Genomic DNA, 15,695 nt, shown 5'->3' with positions numbered 1-15,695 from the left:
GGGTCGGACTCGGCCGCGGCGGTCCGGCGCTGTTCGAGGCGGTCGTACAGGCCCACCGGTCATCGCCCCCTACGCAGTCCGAAGACTCCACGGCGGGGAGCGGGCGCGGGCGCTTCGCCGTTCTGCGCCTGCGCGCTCACGATCCAGCCGCGCACCTCCCGGATGTACCGGCTGACCGGGTTGTTCGGGCTGTCCACCATGAGCGGTACGCCGCGGTTGATGGAGACCGGAACGTCGCGGGTCGAGGGCACCCGCCCGGCGATCGGCGCCCGCACCACCCGCTCGATGTCGGCGTGGGTCAGCCCGACCTGGGCGTCCGAACGGTTGAGCACGATGATGCGCTGGCTGGTCGGGTACTCCAGCATGTCGAACATGTCCAGGGTGAGCCGCAGGTTCTTCAGCGCCGGGATGTCCGGGGTGGCGAGCAGGATGTACCACTGCGACAGGTCGAGCGCGGCCAGTACCTGATCGGAGAAGAACGGCGGCGTGTCCACGACGACGTAGTCGTACATCCGCTTGGCGATCTTCACGATCTCACTGACGAGTTCCCGGCCCACCCGCTCGCCCTCCGCCGGCGAGGGCGGCGCGAGCAAGGTGTCCAGCCCCGGTGCGTACGGGGTGACCAGCGAGCGGACGCCGGTCTCGTCCAGACGCCCGGCCATCGGCACGGCGTCGGCGAGGCTCCGCTTCGGAACGAGCTGCAGCATGATTGCGACGTCGCCGAAGGTCAGGTCGAGGTCGACGAGGCAGACCCGGGACTTCCCGCCGTCGGCGAGCGCGACGGCGAGGTTCGTGGCGATCGTGCTCTTACCGCAGCCGCCCTTGCCCGCGAACACCGTGATGAGGTGCCCCTCCTTGACCGGAGTGTCGGCCGGCGCCATACGCCCCTGAGCCAGCTGCTGGGAGACCTCCAGCGAGCGGGCGCAGGCGGCGCGGATGCCGTTGACATCCGTAGCGGTGATGACCTCCCGGATGCCGGAGCGCAGCGCCTCGGCGAGAACGGCGACGTCGACCTGGTCGCGCAGCAGCACCACGCCCAGCGACGGCCGGGTCAACCGGTGCTGCGTGGCGAACGCCACCGCGTCGGTGAGCTCGACGGTGGGACCGAGAATGACGAGCTGCGCGCCTGGGTCGGCACGTACCAGCGAAGCCAACTCCGCGAGATCCCCGGCGCCGTGCGGCTCTCCCTCGAGCGCGTCGGCCAGCGCACGGGCACGGTCCGGTACCGGCTCGTAGTACAGCGTCATGGCACATCCTCGACAGTCACTGGAAGAGCGAGTAGTTGTCCATACCGGGCCCCGGCGTCGCCTCGGACCCGTTGCCGATCAGAGCCAGGTACAGGTTCCCGGTCTGGGCCGCGTGGACGAGGCGCTGCGCCTGGTCCTGGTTGACCGCGACGGTGACGAGCGCCATTGCGCTCTCCGACTGGCCGGCGCCGCCGTTGGTCTGGCTCGCGCCGGAACTCGCCGACGGCTGGGGACCGGCCATCGCCCCGGGCGTACCGCGGCCACCGATCGCGAGCACCTGCACCTTCGGCAGCAGCAGGCGGGTCGCCTGGTTGTAGTCATGGTTGGTGGAAAGCCCGTCGCCTGCCGGCACATTTCCGCCCTTGCCGGTGGCGACGTTGAACGTGTCGAACACCGCCACCCACGAACCGGGCTGCAGATAACCCGCGACCTGCGCCGGTACCCGCATGGACACGCTCACCGCGAACATCCCGTCCGGGATGCCCAGGCCGCCACTATGGATGGACGGCACGTCGAACGCGCCGCGCAACAGCAGCTGGCGCGGCTGCTGGTCGGCGGTGACCGCCAGCGCCAGCAGCGTCCCGTCGAGGCTGGTCAGGGCGTCGGCCGGGATGGTCGCCGCCGGCATGGTGACCAGTTCGGTGTAGCCGCCCGCACGGATCGCCTGTGCGGTGGTGCCGGCCGGGATCTTCTTGGTCGTGACCAGCACCTGGACCGCCTTCTGCCCGGCCAGTACCCGATTGTCGGCGGCGCGCACGTACAACAGGACGCTGACGCAGCCGACCGCCGCGAGTCCGATCGCGACGAGGGCCGCAAGAATGCTTCGCCTCATCGTGTCGTCCGATCGCGTCGCGGGCTGGCGCTCCTCACATTGAACGGCTCAACCACACGTTCTGCATGCGTACCCACGCCCACCCGATCGGCAGGGTGGTGACATTTATGAGAAATAGGGCGATGCCGACCGAACTCAACCGACCATCTTCAGGATGGTGGTGCCGTAGTCAACGGTGCCGAAGCTGCCGCCGCTGGGCAGGATCGCGGTCGTGAAGTAGCCGTACAGGCACTTGTCGGAACCGCTGCACAGGGTGCGGCCGCTCAGCCAGGACGGCTCAGACAGGCCGGACAGGGCGTACCCGGTCAGCACGAACGACGAGAAGCCCGACAGGTGGTACGTGGTGTTCGCGCCGTTGCCCTTGACCCCGTCGTAGATCGGGATCAGCACCGACTTGTGGCTGGCGTACAGGTCCTCCAGCGCCGTCTTGCACGGCTTGGAGGCCGAGACACCGGTGTTGCCGCCGTAGCTGCCCGACGCCGAGACCGTGGTGGTGCAGTTGCCGTTCGGGTCGTCGAGCCAGCCGAAGCCGCCGGGAGCGTCCCAGCCGGACGGTCCGGCCGGGCACGTGGTCGCTCCCTTTCCGCCGTGCAGGTAGATGATGCCCTCGGCGCTCGTGGGCGGAACGGTCCCGGGCGGCCAGTAGCCCGGGGCGCCGCCGGTCATCTGGTTCCATTCGCAGGTAGACGCAGTGACGGCGAGTCCCGTGCCGTTGAGCGGCGGTCCCCAGGCGACGCGCGCGCAGGCGGCGATCCGGGTCCCCTGGTACCCGTCGTTGCCCAGCAAGGTCTGCGCGAAGGTGGGCGGCAGCAGGGTGGAGCCGTCGGGCCGTTGGGTGGCGGTTCGCAGTTCGACGTAGTTGCCGGCGGAGGGCGCGCCACCCAGGCAGTCCGCGCGGGTGCCGGCCGGCGCCGGGCAGGCGGGGAGGCCGGTGGCCCGTCCGCAGACCGCGGTCACCGCGCTCGCCCCGTCCTTGGCGTTGCCGCCCGCGTAGCTGAGCGCCGTACCGGTCTGGTTGCCGCAGGACGAAGGCGTACGGATGCAGTTCTGCGCGACGGCCATCGCCGCCGCGTCCGCGCCGCTCTGCAACTCCTCGCGCTCGGCGTAGAGCTGACCGACGTCGATCGCGATCGCGCTCGCGCCCATCAGCACACCGCCGCCCAGCACAATGGCGACGAGAACGGTGACGTTTCCCCGCTCGCCCCGCAACCGGGAACGGGTCAGGGCGGCGCGCAACCGCCGACGCACGAGGGATCTCAACCGACGCACGGCATGATCCCCCTTCCGGTCACCGTCTGGCTGCTGTTCAGGCTGCCGCCGAACAGCGGGGCCAGGGCGGCCAGCGGCGTGATGAAGGTGAAGGTCACCTTCGCTGTGACGACCGCGTTGGCTGACGTGGACCCGCCCGCGGGGCACGCCGTGACGGTCGTCGTCACCGTGGCCCCGCCCAGGCTGTCCTTCGTCGCGGCCTGCACCCGGGCATCCGCGTTCTGGTACAGGGCAGCGGCGCGGGCACCTTCCCGCGCCGCCTCGGTGAGGGTGATCTGCGCGTTGAGCAACCGGCCGAAGTCGACGATGCCGAACAGGACGAACAGCAGCAGCGGCAGGATCAGTGCCATCTCGACGGCCGCCGCCCCGTCGTCACGACGTGCCTTGCGGGTACGGGTCAGGCCGGCCGCCGTGGTACGCACGACGGCCGGCCTACCCGTACGCCTCATTTGATCGAGTTGGCGATCTTGTCGAACATCGCCGACACGTTGCCACCCAGCAGGGTGACCGCGGTGATGATGACGACCGCGATAAGAGCGACCATCAGGCCGTACTCGACCGCCGTCGCGCCTTCTTCGCGCGTCGCCCGCACGGCCTGAGCCTTAGCCACGAGCTTGTTCATTCAGACCTCCTAAGCCGGACTACCGGTACGCCTTACTTGATCGAGTTCGCGATCTTGCTGAACATCGCCGACACATTGGTACCGAGCAGGGTGACCGCGGTGATGATGACGACCGCGATAAGAGCGACCATCAGGCCGTACTCGACCGCCGTCGCGCCCCGCTCCCGGGTCGCCCACACGGCCTGAGCCTTGGCCACGAGCTTGTTCATTCAGACCTCCGAGGGTCGTCGGTTCGCCACACTCGGTGGCCCTGCAAACACTTTCGGTCAGCAAGTGGGCAACCTTTGTAGTTTGGCGAGCCGATTTTTGATCCCCCGTCCGGCGGACAGTGCGGCTACGGTGCGTTAGCGGTCCGTCAACGTTCGGTGGCTCAGAGCTCGGTCACGACCACGTCGAGCTGCCTGGGCCCGCCCGCTGCCGCCGTCCGCTCCTCCACCGTGTACTTCAGGTCGCGCAGCGCCGCCACAAGCTCGGCGGGCGTGCCCGGCTCGGCGCCGGCCATCGCCAGGTCCCGGACCAGCCGCCCCTTGGTGGCCTTGTTGAAGTGGCTCACCACCGAGCGCTTGGGTACGCCGTTCACTACCCGCTCGTGCATCACCCGTACGACGGCGGCGCGCCCGGCCGCCGCACCGCGCGGCGTCCACATCGGGACGTACGCGGACGAGCGCAGGTCGAGCACAAGGCCGTCGCAGGCGGCCGCCGGAAGCGCCTTCGGGAGCGCCTTCGGGAGCGCTTCCGCCATGGCCCGCTTCCAGTACGCTCCTAGCGCCCCCACCTCCGGCAGCTTCACCCCGACGGAGCACCGGTACGCCGGAATCCGGTCACCGAGGCGCACCGCTCCCCACAGCCCCGAGAACACCAGGGCGGACCGCGCCACGAGGTCGTACGCGGGCGCGCTCAGCGACGCCAGGTCCAGCGCGTCGTACAGCACGCCGGTGTAGATCTCACCGGCCGGCGCCGCCGGGGCTTCCCATAGCCGGGCGTTGCGGAGCACCTCGCCGGCCTGGCCGGGGCTCAGTCCGAGGACCGTACGGGCCTGGTCCGGGTCGGCCTGCGCACAGAGCGTCACCAGCGACTCCAGCACCCGCTCGCGCGCTCGCGTGAGGCCCGGCAGGGACAGCGACGCCACGTCCAGGGGATCGCCTGATCCGGGCGCGGCCTTGCCCTCCGACGGCGGCAGCAGGATGAGCACGGGAAAGACTCCTCGGTCGACGCGCGGCCCGGCGAGAACATTCGCCGATCCGCCAAGGGTACGGACGTACAGCTGGAGAACGATCCTCACCGCGCCGGGGTGAGGTGCCGGTCGCACGACTCCCGCTCGGTGCCGGACGACTTGGTGCCGTCCGGACAGATGACGTTCGACCAGATGGTCCGGTCGAGCTTCGCCCCGTCGAGGCGGGCGCCGCGCAGGTTGGAATCGAACAGCGACGCCCCGGTGAAGTCGGCGCCCCGAGCATCCGCACCGCCCAGGTCAGATCGGCTGAACGCGACCGAGCGAAAGTTCGCCTGCCCCAACTGCGCCCGCTGCAGGCCGACATGTTCCAGCCGGCTGCTCTTCAGGACCGCCCGGCGCAGGTCGGCGCCCTCCAGCTTGACGCCGGTCAGGTTGGCCGACTCGGCGTACGCGTCCGTCAGATCGGCTCCCGACAGGTTGACGTTGTTCAGCCAGAACGCGGGCAGGCGGGCGCGGTGCAGGTTGGCCCGGCTCAGGTCGGCCTCCTGTACCGTGCCGCTCAGCGTCGAGCGCTCGAGGTTGACGCACGGTATCTCCTGCTGGCTGAGGTCGACCCCGGCGACCACCCGGCCGGCCAGGTCCGGCCCGCCCGGGCAGGTCCGGCCATGGTCTTCGATGCCACCGGGGAGGCTCTGGCCAGCCAGGACCGCCACCAGGACCGCCAACGCGACGAAGTACGCCACCCGCCACCGCAACGGGACGCGGTCGACAAAGCCTGGCCGCCTGAAACTCGGCCGCCTGAAACTCGGCCGCCTGAAGCTGGGCCGCCTGAAACTGGGCCGCCTGAACACGGGCCGCCTGAAACTGGGCCGCTCGAACCTGGGCCCGGCAACCCCCGGCCTCGTCAGCCGGGGGACCCTCCTCGCGCGTACCGAGGGCACGAGACGATTGTGCCGCGCCGCGGTACCGCACTGTCACCCAACCGCGAACTACCCCAATCGCCGCATCGCCAGCTCGGCGAGCAAGGCAGCGCCGTCGGACAGCACGCTGTCGTCGAACGCCGCGCGCGGCGAGTGGTTGGACGGGGCTCTCGCCGGGTCATCGGTGACACAGGCGCCGAGGAAGAGGTACGCGCCCGGAACGCTGTTCAGCACCCGCGAGAAGTCCTCCGACCCCGCCATCGGGTTGGCCATCTCGGCGAACCGCTCCTCGCCGAAGACGTCCCGTACGGTGTCGGCGACGAACTCGTGCTCGGCCGGGTGGTTGATCGTCACCGGGTACTCGCTGTCATAGCGCACCTCGACCTGCAGTCCGTGAGCTGCCGCGATGCTCTGGCACAGCTGAACGGCGTACTCGCGCACCTGCGCGCTGACCGCGGGGTTGAACGTCCGGATCGTCGCCTCGAAGGTCGCGTCGTCGGGGATGATGTTCCGCTTGGTGCCGGCGTGGAACGAGCCGACCGTGAGCACGACCGGGTCGAACACGTCGAACCGGCGGGTCACCATGGCTTGCAGCGCGGTGACCATCTCGCAGGCGGCGGGTACCGGGTCGAGCGTGCTGTGCGGCGTCGAGCCGTGGCCACCGGCCCCGACGACGCGGACGAAGAGCCCGTCCGAGGCGGCCATCAGCGGACCGGGACGCGACGCGAAGACACCGCGGGCGTACTCCGAGGACAGTACGTGCAGCCCGTACGCGGCGTCGACGGGGCGCCCCGCGGCAGCCAACACACCCTCGGCGATCATGTGGCCGGCGCCGTCCATGCCCTCCTCGCCCGGCTGGAACATGAAGACCACGTCGCCGGCCAGGTCGTCGCGCCGGGCGCTGAGCAGCCGCGCGGCCCCGACCAGCCCCGCGGTGTGAAGGTCGTGGCCGCAGGCGTGCATGACGCCCTCGTGACGCGAGCTGAACTCTTCGCCGGTCCGCTCGGTGACGGGCAGGGCGTCCATGTCGCCGCGCAACAGCACGACAGGCCCGGGCTTGCCTCCTCTGAGGACCGCGGTGACCGAGGAGAGGCTCGAGCCGGTGCTCACCTCCAGCGGCAGGGACTCCAGCGCGGCGAGAACCCTCTCCTGCGTACGCGGCAGGTGCAGCCCGATCTCCGGTATCTGATGCAGCTCACGGCGCAGCGACACCAGCTCGTCCTGGATTTCCTTCGCGTCCTCTCGCAGGCCCATGGTTCTCCCTCGCCGGACGTTCGCGTCACCGGCCCGTCAGAGTACGCCCCGCAGCGCCCGGCCGAGGGCACCCGGTAGCGTCGGCCACGACACCTCGGTCCGCCTCGGAAGGGATGCTCATGTCGGTGCTGGTCGCGTTCTCGGTCACCCCGCTGGGCGTCGGTGAGAACGTCGGCGAGATCGTCGCCGAGGCCGTGCGCGTCGTCCGCGAATCAGGGCTGCCCAACCACACGGATGCCATGTTCACCCTGGTCGAGGGAGACAGCTGGGACGAGGTGATGGACGTGGTCAAGCGTGCCGTGGAGGCGGTGGCCCAACGCGCTCCCCGGGTCAGCACCCTGGTGAAGATGGACTGGCGCCCGGATGTGACGGACGCGTTGACCGGCAAGGTGGCGTCGGTGGAGCGCCACCTCGGCACGCCGGGGAACGAAGTAAAGATGAATATCGACTACTAGGCAGCTCAGGCTATCCGTACCGCGGCGCGCGGGTAAGTGGAGCGCGGCCGGGTAGCTGCCCGGTGAATCCATTGGGTCCGACGCAAAGCTTCGCCCGGCTCAGCGCTACCCAGAGGTGACCATGAGAAGAGGATTTGCGGCGGTGAGCGCCACGGTTCTCGCGCTCCTCGCCTCGACTTTCGTCTTCGCGCCGCCTGCGCAGGCCGCTACGGGCCTGCGGGTGCAGAACGGCCGCCTGGTCGAGGCCAACGGCCGGGATCTCGTACTGCGCGGCATCAACCACGCCTTCGCGTGGTACCCGGGCCAGACCGGGGCGTTCGCCGCGATCAAGGCCACGGGCGCGAACGCCATCCGGCTGCCGTTAGTCATCGGCCAGCGCTGGAAACCAGCCAACACCGCGTCCGAAGTGGCCACCGCAATCACGCTGTGTAAGCAGAACCGGCTCATCTGCGTCCTCGACGCGCACGACACGATCGGCTACGGCCAGCAGGAGCGCGCCGCCACGATCGACCAGGCGGTCGAGTACTGGCTCAGTATCCGCAGCGCCCTCGTCGGCCAGGAGAGCTACGTGATCCTCAACCTCGCTGACGAGCCGTTCGGCTACAAGATTTTCGCGACCTGGACCGACGACACGATCAGAGCGATCCGGCGACTGCGGGCCGCGGGCTTCCAGCACACCCTGATGGTCGACGCGCCCGACTGGGGGCAGGACCTGATGTTCACCATGCGCGACAACGCTCCCAAGGTGCTGGCCGCCGACCCGACCGGGAACACCGTGTTCGACGTCCACATGTACGGGTTTTTCGACACGCCCGCGAAGGTCCACGCGTACTTCCAGTCGTTCGTTGACCGGAGGCTTCCCCTCATGGTGGCCGAGTTCTCCAGCAACCATCCGTACGGCAAGCCCGCTGTCGACGCGGTGCTGAAGTACGCCCAGCTGTACCGCATCGGTTACCTGGGCTGGTCGTGGAGCGGCAACACAGAAGCGACCTATCTGGACATGGTGAAGAACTTCGATCCCAAGCTCCGCACGCCGTGGGGCGTCCGGTTCCTTACCGGCGTCAATGGACTACGCACGAACAGCCGCGAGGCCACGGTCTTCGGTCCGGTGGCGAAGCAGGGTACGGCCAAGAAGGGGCTGCGGTGGCCGAACCTCTGGCCACTGTGGGCGATGTAGGGGCCGCTCCCGCCGCCAGCTCCGACGGGCTCAGTACGATTCAACCTCATGACTGATAGGACCGGGACAGACGACGCGATGCTGGCGGAGACCGTCACCCTCACCGGCCACGGCGGGGACGAGATCGAGGCGTACCTCGCCCGCCCGCTGGGCCCTGGACCGTACGGCGCGGTGGTCGTCATCCACCACATGCCCGGCTACGACGAGCCGACCAAGGAGATCACCCGCAAGTTCGCCGCAGCCGGCTACCTGGCGATCTGCCCCAACCTGTACACCCGGGAGGCGCCCGGAGCGAGCCCCGACGACGCCGCCGCGGCCGCCCGGGCCGCCGGTGGCGTGCCGGACGAGCGACTGGTCGGCGACGTGGCCGGAGCCGCCGCGTACCTGCGCTCGCTCACCTCGGCCAACGGCAAGGTCGGCGTGATCGGGTACTGCTCCGGTGGCCGGCACGCGTTCCTGGCCGCCTGCAACCTGCACCTGGACGCGGCCGTCGACTGCTACGGCGCGTTCGTGGTCGGCACCCCGCCCGAGGGCTTCCCGATCGCCGTCAAGCCGCTGCTCGACATCGCCGACCGGCTGTCCTGCCCGCTGCTCGGACTGTTCGGCGCCGAGGACCAGTACCCGTCGCCCGAGCAGACCGCCGAACTGGAGAAGACGCTCACCAAGCTCGGCAAGACGTTCGAGTTCCACACGTACGAGGGCGCCGGGCACGCGTTCTTCTCGGTCAACCGGCCGAGCTACCGGCCGGAGGCCGCGGTCGACGGCTGGAACCGGGTCTTCGACTTCTTCGGCCGCCACCTGAGCGCGTGAGGAGACAGCCGCGATGTGCACGTATCTGACCGAGAAGATCGAGATCGACGGCAGCGGCAAGGGCGCTCGGGGCTGGTTTCCGCTCACCCACGCCACCGTCTACGTCGACCATCCCCAGCACGCGCCGCAGGAGCACACGCTCAACATCGACTTCATCAACCCGGCCGCCGGGCCGTCGGCGCGGGTGGCCGTCGAACTGACCGAGGAGGCGGCGCTCGCCCTCGTCGACGCGGTCCGGGCGGCGCTCGCCAGCGCACCGCCCGGCCTCGCCAGCAAGAGCCCCGCCAGCAAGAGCTCCGCCAGCAAGAGCCCCGCCAGCAAGAGTCAGGCCGGCGCCGCCTAATCAGACCAGGTGTACAGGTGCTCCGGTCGCCCGCTCGTGCCGTAGCGCAGGCTCATCCGCGCCGAACCGCCCTGCGCCAGCGCGGTCAGGTACCGCTGGGCGGTAGCCCGGGCAATGCCGAGCTGCCCGGCGATGTCGGCCGCTGACCGCGGTTCGCCCGCCGCCCGCAGCACCTCCGCCACCAACCGGAACGTCACGGCCGACTGCCCCTTGCGGGTGACCGGGTGGTCGCCGTCGTGCAGCATGTGGACGGCCCGATCGATGTCGACCTGCGCGAGTCCGCGGTCACGGGCGAGATGTGCGCGGTAGTGCCGGTACGCGGTGAGCCGGTCGGTCAGTTGCTCGGCGGTGAACGGCTTGACCAGGTAGTTGAGCGCACCTCTGGCGAACGCGGCGCGCACGGTCGCGGAGTCGGACGCGGCGGTCAGCATGATCGCGTCGGTGTCGAGGTCACGCAGCAGGCCGAGGCCTGACTCGTCGGGCAGGTACGTGTCGAGCAGCAGCAGGTCGAGCTGCTCCCGCTCGACCAGCTCACGCGCCTCCTGGCCGGTACGCGCCGTGCCGACCACCCGGAACCCGGACACCCGCTGGGTGAAGGCGACGTGTATCTGCGCCACGCGGAAGTCGTCCTCGACGATCAGTACCCGGATCACGGTTCCGCCTCCGTCCCCCGCAGCGCACCGGGCATCTGCGCGGTGACGACCGCCCCGTGCCCGCCGTCGCCGGGGTCGGCGAGTCGCACGTCTCCCCCGCCACTGCGGGCGGCGCTCCGGGCGAGGGCCAGCCCGAGTCCCCGGCCTGCGCCGTCCCGGCTGCTCACGCCCTCCGTGAAGAGCGTGCCGCGCAGGGGCTCGGGCACCCCGTCGCCGGAGTCCGCGACCGAGATGTGCAGGCAGTCGCAGTCGGCGAGCAGGTCGACCTCGACCCACGCCGGACGGCGCGCGCCGAGCCGGGCCGCTTCGAGGGCGTTGTCGACCAGGTTGCCCAGGACGGTCATGACCTCGACCGGCTTGACCACGCGCCCCGGTACCCAGGTGTCGTCTCCCAGCCGCAGCGCCACGTCCTTCTCGCGCGCCTCGGTCGTCTTGGCGGCGAGGAACGCCTGCAGGTACGGGTCGGTCAGCGAGTCGGCGCCGGGCCCGATCGCGGCGCTCGGCCCGGACAGCGCGTGCAGGTACTCGATCGCCTCGGCGTGGTGGTTGGTCTGCAACAGTCCGGCGATGATGTGCAGCCGGTTGGCGAACTCGTGGCGCTGGGCCCGCAGGGCGTCGGTCAGGGTCCGTACCGCGTCCAGCTCCCGGGTGAGCGTCTCCAGATCGGTACGGTCGCGCAGGGTCAGCACCAGCCCGAGGCTGCGACCGTCGCGGTGGACCTGCCGGCGGCCGACCACGAGCACCCGGTCGCCGGCGATGGTGATGAGGTTGTCGGATGCGCCGGCGTCGTCGAGCGCCGTACGGATCCGTGGCGGCAGGTCCAGGCCGGCCACTGGCGTGCCGGGCGCCGCGGTGATGTCGAGCAGGCGCGCCGCCTCGTCGTTGCAGACGGACACCCGGCCGTTGTTGTCGACGGCGAGGACCCCTTCGCCGATGCCGTGCAGGACCGCCTCCCGCTCCTGGACCAGCTCGGCCAGCTCGTGCGGTTCGAGGCCGAGGGTCTGGCGCTTGAGCCGGCGGGTGAGCAGCGCCGACCCGGCCACGCCGAGCAGCAGCGCGGCCAGGGCGAAGGGCGCGGCGAGGCCGAGCAGCCACCAGAGGTGCGCACGGGTGTCCTCGATGCGGAACCCGACGCTGACCTCGCCGACGATCGCACCCGAACTGTCGGTGAGCGGCACCTTGGCGCGGGCGGACCAGCCCAGCGTGCCCTGCTCGACGGTGAGGACGGTGCGGCCCGACAGCGCGCCCGACGGATCGGTGCTCACCCGCTGGCCGATCAGGGCGGCGTTCGGATGGGACAGCCGGATTCCATTGCGGTCGGCGACGACCACGAACAGCGCATGGGTCGCCCGGTAAACCTCGTCGGCGCGGACGGCCACGACGCCGTTCGGGTCGTAGCGGGCAGCTTCGTCGCCGATGGCCTTGTCCGAGGCGACGCTCTGGGCGACGAGGAGGGCGCGCTGTTGGTACTGCTGCACGATCTCCCTGTTGAGTAGCCAACCGACCAGCACGAATCCCACGCCGACGACCAGCGCGACGACCCCGATCTGCAGCAGCAGTACCTGTCGGGCGAAGGCGATCCGGGGCGGTCCCATGTCGGGACGATACTGCGTAGCAAAACGAGCAAAACATTCTTAACGCGAGTTGAATGAGCAAGGCTCACAAGGGTTCACCTACGTCGATGCCTGCCCTACGGTCTCCCGTCACAGCGCCGTAACACAACGTTGCCCCGACGAAACGCGGCGCAACGAATCGGCCACATTGGACGGAGGAACCGGCGATGACCGACGATCCTGTGATCAGCCTGCGAAGCGCTACGAAGCGCTTCCGTGGCGCGACCGGCATCCATACCGCCGTACACGACCTGACCTTGGACGTCAGACCTGGCGAGTTTCTCGCCGTGGTCGGCCCGACCGGCTGCGGGAAGTCGACGACGCTGTCGCTGGTGTCCGGGCTCGAGCCGGCATCCGCCGGCGAGGTGCTGGTCCGGGGCGCTCCCGTTCGCGGCATCCCGGCCGGCGTCGGCTACATGTTCCAGCAGGACGCGATCCTGCCCTGGCGGTCCGTCCTCGACAACGTCGCGGCCGGCCCGCGCTGGCGGGGAGCGGCCAAGGCGGAGGCGCGGGAGCGGGCCCGCGGCTGGGTGCGACGGGTCGGCCTCGGCGGGTTCGAGGGTTACTACCCGCACCAACTCTCCGGTGGCATGCGCAAGCGGGTGGCGCTGGCGCAGACGCTGGTCAACGAGCCGGAGATGCTGCTGATGGACGAGCCGTTCAGCGCGCTCGACGTGCAGACGCGCGGCCTGATGCAGGACGAACTGCTGCGCCTGTGGGCGGGTACGGGCGCCGCGGTCATCTTCGTCACCCACGACCTGGAGGAGGCGATCTCGCTCGCCGACCGGGTGATCGTGATGACGACCGCGCCGGCGACCGTCAAGGCGTCCTTCGACATCCCGCTCAGCCGCCCGCGCAACGTCGAGGAGGTCAGGCTTACGGCTGCGTTCCTCGACATCTACCGCGAGGTGTGGGACTCGCTGCGCGAAGAGGTGGCCCGCTCGCGCGCACAGGGCACCGGTCAGGGGGTTGACCATGCAGCCTGACGCTCGTGACACCGGCACCGCCACGGCCACGGCGACCCAGCCGACCCAGCCGACCCAGCCGACCTCGCCGCGTACCCCTGCCGACCTCGACAACGCCGCCGCCATCGCCGCAGCCGCCGCAGCGCGCCGACGCCGCCGTGCCGTGGTCTGGGCGGTGCGCCTGGCCGCGGTCGTGGTCTGGCTGGTGAGCTGGGAAGTGTCGGCCACGTACTGGATCGACCCGTTCAACTACTCCAAGCCGACGGCGATCTGGCACCGGCTGATCGACTGGTTCACCAAGGGGACCTCGGCCGGCTCGATCTGGACGCAGATCGCCACCACGCTCCAAGAGGCGGTGTTCGGTTTCGTCCTGGGCGCGATCCTCGGCGTCGTGCTGGGCATCCTGCTCGGCCGCAGCCGGTTCCTGTCGGACGTGTGCGCGCCGTTCATCAAGGCCGCCAACGCCGTACCCCGGATCGTGCTCGCCTCGCTGTTCGTGATCTGGTTCGGCCTCGGCCTGTCCTCGAAGATCGCCACGGCGCTGGTACTGGTGTTCTTCGCGGTCTTCTTCAACGCCTTCCAGGGCGCCCGCGAGGTCGACCGCAACCTCGTCAACAACGCCCGGATCCTCGGTGCGAGCCGGACGCAGGTGCTCACCTCGATCGTCGTACCCAGCGCTACCTCGTGGATCCTCGCCTCTCTGCACGCGGCGTTCGGCTTCGCGCTCATCGGCGCCGTCGTCGGCGAGTACACCGGCGCCGATAAGGGCCTGGGTCTGCTGATCGCCACCGCCCAGGGCTCGTTCGACGCCGCCGGCATCTACGCCGGAATGATCATCACCACAGTCATCGCGCTGCTGGCCGAGTGGCTGCTCACCGGCCTGGAGAACCGGCTCCTGCGCTGGCGGCCGCCCGTGGCCGGCGGTGACGCCCAGCTCTGAACCCCTCCCCTCCTCATGCGACAACCCCGGAAGGAAGCGCACTATGAGAACGCGTAGCGCGATGGCCGTCGTCCTCGCCCTCACCACCGCCGCCGGCCTCGCCGCGTGTCGCGGCACGAGCCCGAACGCCGGCACGAGCAGCGGCACCGACACCACGACCCAGGCCAAAATCATGGTCGGCGGTATCGACAAGGTCATCTACCTGCCTGCCAAGCTCACCGAGCAGCTCGGCTACTTCAAGGCGGAGGGCCTCGACGTCCAGCTGCTGACCGAGCCGGCCGGTGCGATCGCCGAGAACGTCCTGATCTCCGGCGACGTCCAGGGCGTGGTCGGCTTCTACGACCACACCGTCGACCTGCAGACCAAGGGCAAGTGCATCGAGAGCGTGGTCCAGTTCGCCGACGTGCCCGGTGAGGTCGAGATGGTGGCGACCGACAAGGCGCAGCAGATCAAGAGCCCGGCCGACTTCAAGGGCCGCAAGCTCGGCGTCACCAGCCCCGGCTCGTCGACCGACTTCCTCACCCAGTACCTGGCGACCAAGGGCGGCCTGAGTAGAGGTGACTACACCACCGTCAAGGCCGGCGCCGGGCAGACTTTCATCGCCGCGATCACCAACGGCGGCATCGACGCCGGCATGACGACCGACCCGACCGCCGCGCAACTCGTCAGCACCGGCAAGGCACAGGTCATGCTCGACATGCGTACCGAGGAGGGCACCAGGGCGGCGCTCGGCGGCCTGTACCCGGCCAGCTCGCTGTACATGGACTGCGCCTGGGTCAAGGCTCATCCGCAGGTGGTCCAGAAGCTGGCGAACGCGTTCGTCAAGACGCTGCGCTGGATCAAGGGGCACAGCGCCGAGGAGATCGCCGCGAAGATGCCGGCCGACTACGCCGCCGGTGGCAAGGACCTGTACGTCAAGTCGGTCCACGACACGATCGGGATGTTCAACGGCGACGGCGTGATGAAGCCCGAAGGCGCGAAGAACGTCCTTGAGGTGCTCAGCCAGTTCTCACCGAACGTCAAGGGCAAGAAGGACACGATCGACCTGTCGAAGACGTACACGACGCAGTTCGTGAGCAAGCGACGCAGTTCGTGAGCAAGCGACGCAGTTCGTGAGCAAGCGACGCAGTTCGTGAGCAAGGCGCCCAAGAGCTGACCCGACCGTCCGGCGCTCCTGTGCGGGTCGGCCCGGTTGCCACGGCAACCGGGCCGACGGGTCAGTCCGCGTCGAGCTGGATGGCGGCGGCCGGGCACAGCTCCGCCGCCTGCCGGGCCCGATCGTGCAAGGCAGGTGGGGCCTCGGGCTCTCGTACGAGCACGAGGCCCTCGGCGTCGTCCTGGTCGAACAGCTCCGGTGCCGTCATCACGCAGTTTCCGGACCCGCAGCAGCGGTCCCGATCGGCGCGTACGCGCATGAGCTC

19 protein-coding genes are annotated in these 15,695 nt (G+C 69.9%); 7 read left to right on the top strand and 12 right to left on the bottom strand.

The genetic code is table 11. The annotated features are described in order from the left end of the window. Positions 1-59: 59 nt before the first annotated feature. From HC028_RS11975 to HC028_RS11935, 9 genes are all read right to left on the bottom strand, one after another. Positions 60-1,247, bottom strand: a complete 1,188-nt coding sequence (locus tag HC028_RS11975; protein ID WP_168076439.1) for a CpaE/TadZ family protein — start codon at positions 1,245-1,247, stop codon at positions 60-62. Between the two features lie 16 nt (positions 1,248-1,263). Continuing rightward, positions 1,264-2,079 (bottom strand): Flp pilus assembly protein CpaB, encoded by an 816-nt coding sequence (cpaB, locus tag HC028_RS11970; protein ID WP_168076438.1) that lies wholly within the window; start codon positions 2,077-2,079, stop codon positions 1,264-1,266. A 135-nt stretch (positions 2,080-2,214) separates the two neighbouring features. Then, positions 2,215-3,348 carry a pilus assembly protein TadG-related protein gene (locus HC028_RS11965; RefSeq protein ID WP_168076437.1) on the bottom strand — a complete coding sequence of 378 codons (1,134 nt, stop codon included), beginning with the start codon at positions 3,346-3,348 and terminating at the stop codon, positions 2,215-2,217. Further along, positions 3,336-3,770: a TadE/TadG family type IV pilus assembly protein gene (locus tag HC028_RS11960; RefSeq protein ID WP_203981119.1), complete on the bottom strand. Its 435-nt coding sequence runs from the start codon at positions 3,768-3,770 to the stop codon at positions 3,336-3,338. The genes HC028_RS11965 and HC028_RS11960 overlap by 13 nt, the downstream gene beginning before the upstream one ends. Before the next feature lie 23 nt (positions 3,771-3,793). Then, the gene (locus HC028_RS11955) at positions 3,794-3,970 is read right to left on the bottom strand and encodes a Flp family type IVb pilin (protein ID WP_168076433.1); all 177 of its coding nucleotides are present in this window, start codon (positions 3,968-3,970) and stop codon (positions 3,794-3,796) included. Between the two features lie 32 nt (positions 3,971-4,002). After that, positions 4,003-4,179: a Flp family type IVb pilin gene (locus HC028_RS11950; RefSeq protein ID WP_168076431.1), complete on the bottom strand. Its 177-nt coding sequence runs from the start codon at positions 4,177-4,179 to the stop codon at positions 4,003-4,005. Positions 4,180-4,340: 161 nt separating this feature from the next. Continuing rightward, the gene (gene yaaA / locus HC028_RS11945) at positions 4,341-5,162 is read right to left on the bottom strand and encodes a peroxide stress protein YaaA (protein WP_168076587.1); all 822 of its coding nucleotides are present in this window, start codon (positions 5,160-5,162) and stop codon (positions 4,341-4,343) included. Between the two features lie 86 nt (positions 5,163-5,248). After that, positions 5,249-5,887 (bottom strand): pentapeptide repeat-containing protein, encoded by a 639-nt coding sequence (locus HC028_RS11940; protein ID WP_168076429.1) that lies wholly within the window; start codon positions 5,885-5,887, stop codon positions 5,249-5,251. Between the two features lie 246 nt (positions 5,888-6,133). Next, positions 6,134-7,318 (bottom strand): M20 metallopeptidase family protein, encoded by a 1,185-nt coding sequence (locus HC028_RS11935; RefSeq protein ID WP_168076427.1) that lies wholly within the window; start codon positions 7,316-7,318, stop codon positions 6,134-6,136. Between the two features lie 119 nt (positions 7,319-7,437). On the opposite strand from HC028_RS11935, the gene HC028_RS11930 reads away from it, so the two are divergent. The 4 genes from HC028_RS11930 to HC028_RS11915 all read left to right on the top strand — a co-directional run bounded on the left by HC028_RS11930 (position 7,438) and on the right by HC028_RS11915 (position 10,103). After that, complete coding sequence (locus tag HC028_RS11930) at positions 7,438-7,773, top strand: MTH1187 family thiamine-binding protein (RefSeq protein WP_168076425.1); 336 nt, start codon at positions 7,438-7,440, stop codon at positions 7,771-7,773. Between the two features lie 142 nt (positions 7,774-7,915). Next, a complete protein-coding gene (locus HC028_RS11925) occupies positions 7,916-8,950 on the top strand; it encodes a cellulase family glycosylhydrolase (RefSeq protein ID WP_168076423.1) in 1,035 nt (344 codons plus the stop codon). A 48-nt stretch (positions 8,951-8,998) separates the two neighbouring features. After that, on the top strand, positions 8,999-9,760 hold the full coding sequence (locus tag HC028_RS11920) for a dienelactone hydrolase family protein (protein ID WP_168076420.1): 762 nt from the start codon (positions 8,999-9,001) through the stop codon (positions 9,758-9,760). Positions 9,761-9,773: 13 nt separating this feature from the next. Further along, positions 9,774-10,103, top strand: coding sequence for a DUF6295 family protein (locus tag HC028_RS11915; protein WP_168076418.1), 330 nt, complete (start codon positions 9,774-9,776; stop codon positions 10,101-10,103). Here the strand turns inward: HC028_RS11915 and HC028_RS11910 are convergent. Both HC028_RS11910 and HC028_RS11905 read right to left on the bottom strand, forming a co-directional pair. Further along, complete coding sequence (locus HC028_RS11910) at positions 10,100-10,756, bottom strand: response regulator (protein WP_168076416.1); 657 nt, start codon at positions 10,754-10,756, stop codon at positions 10,100-10,102. The two genes, HC028_RS11915 and HC028_RS11910, sit on opposite strands and share 4 nt — an antisense overlap. Further along, positions 10,753-12,351 carry a sensor histidine kinase gene (locus tag HC028_RS11905; RefSeq protein WP_203981118.1) on the bottom strand — a complete coding sequence of 533 codons (1,599 nt, stop codon included), beginning with the start codon at positions 12,349-12,351 and terminating at the stop codon, positions 10,753-10,755. The genes HC028_RS11910 and HC028_RS11905 overlap by 4 nt, the downstream gene beginning before the upstream one ends. Positions 12,352-12,536: 185 nt before the next feature. Here HC028_RS11905 and HC028_RS11900 point away from each other — a divergent pair, with 185 nt between their 5' ends. Genes HC028_RS11900 through HC028_RS11890 form a run of 3 tightly spaced genes read left to right on the top strand, consistent with a single transcriptional unit; the run spans position 12,537 to position 15,370 of the window. Continuing rightward, positions 12,537-13,355, top strand: coding sequence for an ABC transporter ATP-binding protein (locus HC028_RS11900; RefSeq protein ID WP_168076414.1), 819 nt, complete (start codon positions 12,537-12,539; stop codon positions 13,353-13,355). Then, positions 13,345-14,274, top strand: coding sequence for an ABC transporter permease (locus HC028_RS11895; protein ID WP_168076412.1), 930 nt, complete (start codon positions 13,345-13,347; stop codon positions 14,272-14,274). Before HC028_RS11900 ends, HC028_RS11895 begins: the two co-directional genes overlap by 11 nt. A 43-nt stretch (positions 14,275-14,317) precedes the next feature. After that, positions 14,318-15,370, top strand: a complete 1,053-nt coding sequence (locus HC028_RS11890) for an ABC transporter substrate-binding protein (RefSeq protein WP_239075234.1) — start codon at positions 14,318-14,320, stop codon at positions 15,368-15,370. 121 nt (positions 15,371-15,491) lie between these two features. On the opposite strand, the gene HC028_RS11885 is transcribed toward HC028_RS11890, so the two are convergent. Then, a complete protein-coding gene (locus tag HC028_RS11885) occupies positions 15,492-15,689 on the bottom strand; it encodes a ferredoxin (protein WP_168076410.1) in 198 nt (65 codons plus the stop codon). Positions 15,690-15,695: the final 6 nt, after the last annotated feature.

Origin of the sequence: Planosporangium flavigriseum, assembly GCF_011947225.1 — a bacterium.
GTDB lineage: Bacteria > Actinomycetota > Actinomycetes > Mycobacteriales > Micromonosporaceae > Planosporangium > Planosporangium flavigriseum.
The sequence above is the reverse complement of the archived record's forward strand: the minus strand, read 5'-3'. Positions and strand labels throughout refer to the sequence as shown.